The 8993-nt window shown below is 68.5% G+C and carries 9 protein-coding genes and 2 pseudogenes; 8 read left to right on the forward strand and 3 right to left on the reverse strand.

What is annotated here, in order from left to right; all coding sequences use genetic code 11:
- Nucleotides 1-14 precede the first annotated feature (14 nt).
- From IE318_RS42055 to IE318_RS42075, 5 genes and pseudogenes are all read left to right on the forward strand, one after another.
- Nucleotides 15-194: pseudogene (locus tag IE318_RS42055) on the forward strand (LexA family protein); the annotation flags it as partial.
- A gap of 186 nt (nt 195-380) precedes the next feature.
- Nucleotides 381-1961 carry an ABC transporter substrate-binding protein gene (locus tag IE318_RS42060; protein WP_189908132.1) on the forward strand — a complete coding sequence of 527 codons (1581 nt, stop codon included), beginning with the start codon at nt 381-383 and terminating at the stop codon, nt 1959-1961.
- A 673-nt stretch (nt 1962-2634) separates the two neighbouring features.
- Nucleotides 2635-3291, forward strand: a complete 657-nt coding sequence (locus IE318_RS42065) for a DUF6000 family protein (protein ID WP_229904137.1) — start codon at nt 2635-2637, stop codon at nt 3289-3291.
- Nucleotides 3292-3293: 2 nt separating this feature from the next.
- Nucleotides 3294-3695: a DUF5958 family protein gene (locus tag IE318_RS42070; RefSeq protein ID WP_189908133.1), complete on the forward strand. Its 402-nt coding sequence runs from the start codon at nt 3294-3296 to the stop codon at nt 3693-3695.
- A gap of 116 nt (nt 3696-3811) precedes the next feature.
- Nucleotides 3812-4060, forward strand: coding sequence for a Tn3 family transposase (locus tag IE318_RS42075; RefSeq protein ID WP_189908134.1), 249 nt, complete (start codon nt 3812-3814; stop codon nt 4058-4060).
- A 294-nt stretch (nt 4061-4354) separates the two neighbouring features.
- Here the strand turns inward: IE318_RS42075 and IE318_RS42080 are convergent, their stop codons facing one another.
- Entirely contained in the window at nt 4355-5206 is an 852-nt protein-coding gene (locus tag IE318_RS42080; RefSeq protein ID WP_189908135.1) for a helix-turn-helix transcriptional regulator, read from the reverse strand.
- 85 nt (nt 5207-5291) lie between these two features.
- On the opposite strand from IE318_RS42080, the gene IE318_RS42085 reads away from it, so the two are divergent.
- Nucleotides 5292-6086 carry an SDR family NAD(P)-dependent oxidoreductase gene (locus IE318_RS42085; protein ID WP_189908136.1) on the forward strand — a complete coding sequence of 265 codons (795 nt, stop codon included), beginning with the start codon at nt 5292-5294 and terminating at the stop codon, nt 6084-6086.
- A 117-nt stretch (nt 6087-6203) separates the two neighbouring features.
- Here IE318_RS42085 and IE318_RS42090 read toward each other — a convergent pair whose 3' ends face one another.
- Nucleotides 6204-6773 (reverse strand): site-specific integrase, encoded by a 570-nt coding sequence (locus IE318_RS42090; protein ID WP_229904138.1) that lies wholly within the window; start codon nt 6771-6773, stop codon nt 6204-6206.
- Between IE318_RS42090 and IE318_RS42095 the strand changes: the two are divergent.
- Nucleotides 6772-6993, forward strand: a pseudogene (locus IE318_RS42095) (Tn3 family transposase); the annotation flags it as partial. The gene IE318_RS42090 and the pseudogene IE318_RS42095 overlap by 2 nt on opposite strands.
- Before the next feature lie 19 nt (nt 6994-7012).
- On the opposite strand, the gene IE318_RS42100 reads toward IE318_RS42095, so the two are convergent.
- Nucleotides 7013-7756 carry an AraC family transcriptional regulator gene (locus tag IE318_RS42100; RefSeq protein WP_189908138.1) on the reverse strand — a complete coding sequence of 248 codons (744 nt, stop codon included), beginning with the start codon at nt 7754-7756 and terminating at the stop codon, nt 7013-7015.
- A 55-nt stretch (nt 7757-7811) separates the two neighbouring features.
- Here IE318_RS42100 and IE318_RS42105 point away from each other — a divergent pair, with 55 nt between their 5' ends.
- Nucleotides 7812-8921, forward strand: a complete 1110-nt coding sequence (locus IE318_RS42105; protein WP_189908139.1) for an MFS transporter — start codon at nt 7812-7814, stop codon at nt 8919-8921.
- Nucleotides 8922-8993: the final 72 nt, after the last annotated feature.

Consider the following 8993-nt stretch of genomic DNA (forward strand, 5'->3'; position numbering starts at 1 on the left):
TGTCGATGTCGGATCCGCAGCGCGGGCACGGCGACATCGTCGCCGCCCTTCTCGAAGACGAGGCGACGGTCAAGATGCTACGGCGTCAAGCGGGGCAGGTCTGGTTCATGCCCCGCAACCCCGCCTATGACCCGATCCCCGGCGATCAGGCAAAGATTCTCGGCAAAGTCATAGGCATTCTGCGCGTTCTCTGACAAAGCGAGCCAGGTCTGCCACAGGGGCCGGGTATTCTCTCCATTTGTCCGCGACCCTTCAGCTGTGGGACCTCGGCCGTCGTATGAGCAGTTGGCGTCCCCTGGGCCTGCAGGCGCCCGGCCCGGCCCGCCCCGGCGCCAGGACAGTGGCCCGGGGCGACGAGAACCGAAGACAAGGCACATGCAGTGAAGATGCGCAACCAGTGGCTGGCCCTGCCGGTCGCGGCGGGGCTGGCCTGCGGTCTGTTGACCGGGTGCGGCTCCCTGAGTAGCGGTTCCAACGATGCTGGTTCCCACGTGGTCGTGGGAATGTCCGACGACGTGCTGGCCACGGACCCGGCCTCCGGCTACGATCCCGGCTCCTGGCTGTTGTTCGACAACGTCTTCCAGACATTGCTCGGCTTCCCCAAGGGAGGCACCGAGCCACAGCCCGAGGCGGCCAAGTCCTGCTCCTTCACCGACAGCCGGACCCAGACCTACCAATGCACTCTCAAGGACGGTCTGAAGTTCAGCAACGGTGACCCACTGACCGCCCAGGACGTCAAGTTCTCCTTCGACCGCACGTTGAAGATCAACGACGCGGCCGGACCGGCGATCATGTTCTCCGTACTCGACTCGGTCCAAGCACCCGACGACAAGACCGTCGTCTTCAAGCTGAAGGCACCCGACGCGACCTTCCCCAGCAAGATCGCCTCCGGTGCCGGCTCCATCGTCGACCACCGGCAGTACGACGCGAACGGACTGCGCAAGGACAACCAGGCGGTCGGCTCCGGCCCCTACAAGCTGGACTCCTTCAGCAAGGACGAGGCCGTCTTCTCCGCCAACACGAACTACAAGGGCACTGCGCAGGTCAAGAACGCCGGTGTGACCCTGAAGTTCTTCCACGGCGACCAACCCGCCCTCAAGCAGGCTCTGCTCGACGGCAAGGTCGACGTCGCCTACCGCGGCCTGACCACCAAGGACATCGCCGGCATCGACGCCCAAGACGACACCAAGGGCATCGAGGTCGTCGAGGGCAGCAGCGCAGAAGTCCAGCACCTGGTCTTCAACATGGACGACCCCGTGGCCGGAAAGCTCGGCGTGCGCAAGGCCATCGCCTACCTGCTCGACCGCGACGCCCTCATCCGGGACGTCTACCAGGACACGGCGACCCCGCTGTACTCGATCATCCCGGCCGGCATCGCCGGTCACAACACGGCCTTCTTCGACACCTACGGCGCCCGCCCCTCCAAGGCCAAGGCCACCGCCGCGCTGCACGCCGACGGCATCACCGGCAAGGTGCACCTCACCCTCTGGTCCACCCCCTCACGCTACGGCCCGGCCACCGACGACGAACTCAAGACGGTCGCCGCCCAGCTCAACGCCAGCGGACTCTTCCAGGCCGACGTCAAATCGGTGCCCTTCGACCAGTACGAAAAGGACATTGCCAAGGGCAAGTACGGCGTCTACGTCAAGGGCTGGGTGCCCGACTACCCGGACGCCGACAACTTCACAGCGCCCTTCTTCGGCCAGGGCAACGTGCTCGACAACCACTACACGAACAGCACCATCACCGGCAGGCTCATCCCGCGTACCGCCGCCGAGAGCGACCGCGCCGCCACCGACAAGGAGTACGGACAGCTCCAGGACATCGTGGCCGAGCAACTGCCCGTACTGCCCGTCTGGCAGGCCAAGCAATACGCGGTGGTCCGCGACGGCGTCTACGGCCTTGAGAACTGCCTCGACGCCTCCACCGTGTTTCGATTCTGGGAGCTCCAGAAGAGCTGACCACAGCGGCGGGCGCGCTATCCTGCCGGGATTGCACGCCCGCCAATGGCGCATCGGCGTCACCCCTGCGTGACCGTGCGCCGCCGTTGATGGCGATGACGCCGTCGCTGCCCGCACGCATGAAGATCTCCATCTCCGGAGTGGCGACATGGTCGGCCGCAGACCTGCGGAGCCGCTCGTTGTGGTCAATGCTCTCCGAGTCGTCCTTGACCTGCCTCCGAGGCGGCCTACAGCTCGTCCGCGACCGCAGCCACAACCGTCTTGGTGCACTCCTGCGTGCGACGGACGTCGTCGCCTCCACGTTCACCGCCTGGCCGAGCTCCGCCTTCGGGTGTCCGCTGCCACCGCAAGCCGCGGCATCCAGCGCCAAGTGCACCCTAGATCGCGGACGGATCGGCCACGTGTTTCCGGCAGGGGCGGTGGCGGCATCCCGGCATGTGACGCTCCGCGACAGTCGGCCATACGCAGCGGCAGCTCGCCCCGCATTCCATGACCAGTGAGCTGAGGGCCCCCTTGCTGCAGGAGCGGCCCGCGATCGGGGATGCGTATGATCTGCTGCCGAACCACTCTGGATGTATGAAGGCCATGTGGTCCGGGATGATCCAGTTCGGGCTCGTCACTTCTCTGAACCAGTGACTACGTTCAGTCGAGGCAGTCGGCAAACCTGTGGCGCATGCGTACCGTCCCGGGCCAGGATGCGGTTATGCGTGATGTCCAGAGCGATCCCGAGTTGCAGGAGCTGGTTCGCCGGTTCGTCAGGCCTGATCGGCGATACCTTCGGTTGGGCGGGAGTCTGCACCGGCTGAGCGCGGTCGAGCGCTCCACGTTTTTGCGGAATCTGGCTCAGGCTGCCTACGAGATCACTCCCTCGGAGCTCGGCATCCTCTTCGAGGGGGGCTGGCGCGAGCGCAAGACTGCCGCCTGGCTGGTTGCTGTGGCCCACAAGACCGAGTTCCGCGACCTCATCGGTCGGCTGTTGCTGGCTAGCGGGGGGCCGTATGCGGGTGCGGCATACTGCGTCGCCCTCGCGAAGTTCGGTACTGCAGCGGATGCCGAACTACTCAGCGCATACCTTGATCACTACTTGTCGCGTCCCGACCTCGACTACGACCAGCCAATTGTCCTCGGGACGCTCCTGCACCTTGATGGGGTGCTTGGCGCCGAGTCCGCATCGCGGTTTATGGCCCCAGGCGGCCCCTGGGACCGGTGGCTCGAAGCCCGGGTCGTGGCGGCCCTCGACCCGCAAAACTGCCGACAGGCCGTGCAGCAACTCTGTGCTTTCGTCGACGAGTCTGCTGAGGCCTTCGCCTCGCTGGACTGCGGGACCTGATCATGACCGAGCGAGACATCATCCTCAACGAACTCGCCCAAGGCCTGCGCCCGATGTCACAGGGCATCGAGTGGTTCGACACCCACGGCCCGGAGGAGCAGGCCGAGGTACTCCTGTTCTTGCGCCATCACTGCGTGCAGGCCGGCGCCGTCACCGAAGACGGACCAGAGAGCATCCGGCGTGCCGGGCTGCGCCCGACGCACACGCCTGCTGTTCTGATCACGCGCGGCCCGATCGACCAGCAACTTGGGAAGATCGCGGGCCTCACCCCTGTCGATGAACGTCGCAAGGCGTTCCGGCTGCTGGTCGCGGTACTCGCGGTCGCGGACGAACGGCGCCGCGAACGCTTCTGCTCCGGCGGATGCGGTCACTGGTGGCACCGCCTGTCTGTCGTCGGCGGATGATGACGAGTCCCCGTGGCGCTGTTCTCCGCCCTGGGCTCCAACTGCGGCAAGACAGCTGAGGGCAGTCCTCATGCGCGCGTGCTGTCGGCGTCGGAGCCGATCACCGCGGCCGGCGGGTGACTGCGGCGACGAACAAGGTCGAGTCGTTCAACCGGTTCTCCCAGTGGGTCGGCTTCGGCAACCGCGGCGTCATCGCCGACAACGACCCCGTCGAGCAGGAGAAGGCGATGAAGTTCAACGCGCTGCTCACGAACGCGGTGATCTTCCACAACGCCCTGGACATCGCCGAGATCGTCCGCCAGCTGCTGGAGGTAGGGATGGGAGATCGACCCCCGAGGATCTGGCCCACATCTCGCCGTACCTGACCGAGCACATCAAGCGGTTCGGCGAGTACAGCACGCACGACCTCGGAATCGAGCCCCAGGCGTACGACCCCAAGCTCGATGTTGACTTCACCGCGACGCGTGAGCAGGACCTGACCCTCGCCGGCCTCGGACGAGCCGCCTGATGCCGATGGACTCCGCCATGCCCGCCCCCGGAAGACGTCGGCCGCGATCGAGGCGGAACCGTCGGTGGCGGTGCCGGCCGAAAAGACCACGGCCGAGAAAATCAGTACGTCACCCTGTCGGCGGAGGTGTCCGCCGGGGCCGACTGCGGCGCTAGTGCAGATAGTCGCTCGCCTGGGCGCCGAGGACGTTCAGAAGAGCCAGCGTCTCGGCGCCGGGGGATCCCGGCGGTGCGCTGTAGAGCACGAGGTGCTGGTCGCGGTCGGTGAGGGTGAGGGTGTCGCAGTCGACGGTGACCTCGCCGACGGTCGGGTGGCGGAAGGTCTTGGTGAGCGTCGGTGCGGGCTGTACGTCGTGGCGTTCCCAGAGCCGGGCGAAGTCGGGGCTGGTCTCGCGGAGTTCGCCGACGAGGCCGGTCACCGCGGGATCGGTGGGGTAGCGGGCGAGGGTGGTGTGGAGCTGCATCACGATGCCCAGCCGGAAGTCGGCGGCGTCGGAGATTCCGTAGAGCGTCTCATCGGCGTACTGAGGTCCGGGGAAGGCTCGGCGGGCGAGGTTGCGCTCATGGGGGGTGAGCGGGGCGAAGTCCTCCGTGAGGGCGGCCGCGAGGTTGTTCCAGGCGAGGACCTCGCACGCGGCGGACATCACGAAGCCGGCTGTCTGGGGCATTCGTTCGAGGAGCGCGAGGATGCTGGGGCGGACGTCGCGCCGGTGCAGTCCGGTGCGGTTGGGTGCGGTGCCGGCGAGGACGTGGAGGTGGTCGGACTCGGCGTCGGTGAGCCGCAGGGCGCCGGCGATCGCGGCCAGGACGTCGCCTGAGGGGCGTGGCGCCCTGCCCTGTTCGAGGCGGATGTAGTACTCGGTGGAGATGTGCGCGAGGACGGACACTTCCTCGCGGCGCAGACCTGGTGTGCGGCGTCGCGGGCCGGAGGGGAGGCCCGCGTCCTGGGGGCGGAGCCGCTCGCGGCGGCTGCGGAGGAATGCCCCGAGCTCCTGTTTGTCCATACGGCCAGTGTGCGCGCCGCCCGGCGGCGGATCGTAGTACTGGTTGTGCCTGTATCCGGCCGGCGGCCGGCCGGACGCTGTTGCCATGACGAACAACACGAACACCACTGAGATCGCACCCGTCGGCCTGCTCACCGGCAAGATCATCTTCATCACCGGCGCCAGCCGCGGCGTCGGGGCGGCCGCGGCCCGGCTCTTCGCCTCCGAGGGCGCCGCCGTCGTGCTCGCCGCCCGCAGCACCGACGCCCTGGAGACCATCGTGAAGGAGATCCGCGCCGACGGCGGTACCGCCGACGCCGTCACCCTGGACCTCGCCGACAGCGCGAGCATCCGCGCCGCCGTGGACCAGGTCGAAAAGCTGCACGGACGGCTGGATGGCGCCTTCAACAACGGCGCGGTCCCCCAGCAGCAGTTCGGCCCGGTCCACACCACCAGCGACGAGGACATCGATGAGCAGTTCGCCGTGAACTTCCGCGCGCACTGGACCGCCATGAACGCCCAGGCAGCTCTCATGCGCAAGAACGGCGGCGGGGCGATCGTCAACACCTCCAGCATCGGCAGCCGCCGCGCGAACCCGGCCCTGCCCGCCTACGGCGCCATGAAGCGCGCGCTCAACAGCCTCACCGAGACCGCCGCGGTGAACTGGGCCGGTGACCGTATCCGGGTCAACGGCATCACCCCCGGCGGCACCTCCACCGAGATGATCGCCACCTGGGAGGCGGCGACCCCCGGCATCGTCGAGCAGATGACCAAGTCGATCCCGCTCGGTCAGATGGGCGAGCCCCGGCAGATCGCCGAGGCGGCCGCCTGGCTGCTCAGCGACCGCGCCTCGTACGTGACCGGCGCGATCCTGCCGGTCGACGGCGGCGCCGGCGCGTGACCAGGACAGCCCAGCGCCACCCGCCGAGGCCCACCCTCTCGGCACCGAGCCGTCACCGGCCTCGGGACTGGTGGGCTCGCATGTTGCGGTGTCGCGTATTCGTCAGCGGAAATGTGTTCACGGCCTGAGGGCGTGACGGACCCCGATCTTCCGCAGGTGGACTTGGAGGCTGACCGGGTTCATCGGCTGTCCGGGCTGGCGGCCGGGGAAGAGCCACTGTGAGCTTCTGCTGCTGGCGTAGGGCAGGTGTCGGCGGGACTGGACGTATGCCCGCATGAGGCTGGCGACGGGCTCCGGAAGCGGGGAAGGCGGGTCTCCCAGCCGGACGGTGACGGCGGCCCCGTCGTCGAGGACGTCGTCGACAGTGAGGCGGACGATGCGGGTGACGGGTTGCGCGTAGAGGAGGACGAGCGCGGCGGCGACCCGGGCCCGCAGGGGCAGGGAGTCATCGTTGAGGGTCCGCCGGAGAATGGCGAGTCGGCGGTGCTGGTGCAGTGGCGCTTGGTCCTGGTTGATGACCTGGGGTGGCAGGGTGAGGCGGGGCATCCGGCTCGTCTTCATGCACCAGCGCAGGAACGTCTGGGCAGGGCGTCGGGTGGCCAGCTTCTCGGTGTGCCAGGCGTCGAGGTCGGCCTGCCGACAGTGTTCGATGGTGCGGCCTCGGTCGGCGAGCCAGGCGAGGAACACGAAGTACATCGACGCCGCCGTCGCCCAGCTCCGCGCAGAGGGCCACGAGATCCGCGACGAGGACATCGCCCGCCTGTCTCCGCTCAAGCACCGCAACCTGAACCTGCTCGGCCGCTACAGCTTCACCGCCGGCGTCCCGGCCGCCGGTGCCCTGCGTCCGCTGCGCGACCCGGACACGTCGGAGCTGGACGAGGACGACGACGGAGGCGGACAGGGGTAGGACTTGTCTGCCGACCGGGTCAGGTGGTGGGGCGGGTGCCGGGGGTGTGGCCGAAGGTACGGCGGAAAACGTTGATGAAGGTGCTGGCGGATGACCAGCCGCAGTGGTGGGCGACGGCGGTGACGGGGGTGTCGTCGGCCAGGAGGATCAGCGCGTGGTGGAGTCTGATCTGGGTGCGCCACTGGGGGTAGGTGAGGCCGAGGTCATCACGGAGGCGACGGGAGAGGGTACGGGCGCTGGCGCCGATCTGACGTCCGAGGTCGTCGAGGGAGCGGTTGTCGGCCGGGTCGGCACGCAGGATGTCGTGCAGTTCGCGGAGCAAGGGGTCGGTGGGGGCCGGCAGGTGCAGGGGGCGTTCGGGGGAGAGGGCGAGCTGGTCGAGCATGACGGCGCGCAGGCGGCGGTGGGGCGGGGTGTCGTCGTCGGGGTCGCGGGTGTAGGCGACGATGAGTTCGCGCAGGAGGGGACTGACGGCGAGGACGGCGGGTTTGTCCAGGCCGAGAGGGTTGTCGGTGGTGGGCAGGCCGACGAGGTGGAGGTCGAGTTCGCCGTGGGCCTGGTGCTGGTGGACGGTGCCGGCGGGGATCCAGAGCGCGCGGGTGGCGGGGGCGATCCAGGAACCGGCGTCGGTGGTCACCGCGATGGTGCCGCGGCTGGCGTAGGCGATCTGGTGGTCGTCGTGGCGGTGCGCGTCGATCTCGCCGCCGGGAGCCAGGCGTTGGGTCCGGGTCGGCGCGACAGGGGTGTGGCGGATTTTCTGCATCGTTTGTCAATCTATCGAAAGCGCGACACAGGGTGGTCCTTCCAGCATGGGTGGGGTGCGAAGGAATACATCGATTGTGCTGCTGGCCGTGGGGCATGCCTGCGTCGACATCTACCAGGGCGCCGTCGCGGCGCTGATCCCGTTCTTCGTAGCCGAACGGGACTACACCTACGCGGTTGCTTCCGGCATCGTGCTGGCCGCGTCGCTGCTGTCGTCGGTGGCCCAGCCGGTGTTCGGGCTGCTCACCGACCGGTGGGCGATGCCGTGGCTGCTGCCGGTCAGCACCCTGCTGGGCGGGGTGGGCATCGCGCTGAGCGGTCTGAGCGGCTCCTACGGGCTCACCCTGTTCTTCGTCGCCGTCTCCGGTATCGGCGTGGCCGCCTACCACCCGGAATCCGCCCGCGTGGCCCGGCAGGCCAGCCAGGGCAGTCACCACGGCTCCCTGCACTGGACACCCGTGCTCGTCCTGCCCGCGCTCGCCGGTGCCGCCCTGTGCGTGCCCGTCCTGCGGATGCTTGCCCGGCCCCAGACGGGAACGGCCAAGACCCGGGTGCCCCGCAGCGCGGACGACGTGGCCTCGTTCGTGAAGCTGTCCTGCGCGGTCGTCTTCCGCTCCGTCGTCTTCACCGGCCTGAGTACCTTCATCTCCCTCTACGCCCAGCAGCGCATGCAGGGCAGCTCCACCGCGGGGACCGTCGCCCTGTTCCTGCTGTTCCTGGGCGGCGCCGTCGGCTCGGTCCTGGGCGGCTCCCTGGCCAACCGCTACGACCGCGTCCGCGTCTCACGCTGGTCCTACCTGCTCTCCATCGCCGCCGTCACCGGCGTGATCTACACGCCCGGCCCCGCCATGTTCCTCTTCGTGGCCCTCACTTCCGCCGGCCTGTACGTCCCCTTCTCCCTCCAGGTCACCCTCGGCCAGGACTACCTACCCTCCCGCATCGGCACCGCCAGCGGCATCACCCTCGGCCTCACCGTCAGCATCGGCGGCCTCATCAGCCCCCTGCTGGGACACCTCGCCGACACCACCACCCTCCAGACCGCCCTCACCCCCCTGATCGCCATGCCCGCCCTGAGCTGGCTCCTCTTCCGCGTCCTGCCCGAACCCACCACCCCCAAGCCCCAAGCTGCCGCACCCATGCCCGCATCCGCACGACAAGACGCCTAGGTGTGTTGTCCCGGGACGTTGGTGACACGCGTGCTGGGTGCTTGAACAGGTGAGGGCCTTCTGGGTTCGGTG

It is taken from the genome of Streptomyces spiralis (assembly GCF_014654675.1).
GTDB lineage: Bacteria > Actinomycetota > Actinomycetes > Streptomycetales > Streptomycetaceae > Streptomyces > Streptomyces spiralis.

Excerpts from the sequence above, each read along its gene's own strand:
- IE318_RS42065 (WP_229904137.1), top strand. The coding sequence starts at position 2,635 with ATGCGTACCGTCCCGGGCCAGGATGCGGTTATGCGTGATGTCCAGAGC.
- IE318_RS42070 (WP_189908133.1), top strand. The coding sequence starts at position 3,294 with ATGACCGAGCGAGACATCATCCTCAACGAACTCGCCCAAGGCCTGCGC.
- IE318_RS42080 (WP_189908135.1), bottom strand. The coding sequence starts at position 5,206 with ATGGACAAACAGGAGCTCGGGGCATTCCTCCGCAGCCGCCGCGAGCGG.
- IE318_RS42085 (WP_189908136.1), top strand. The coding sequence starts at position 5,292 with ATGACGAACAACACGAACACCACTGAGATCGCACCCGTCGGCCTGCTC.
- IE318_RS42100 (WP_189908138.1), bottom strand. The coding sequence starts at position 7,756 with ATGCAGAAAATCCGCCACACCCCTGTCGCGCCGACCCGGACCCAACGC.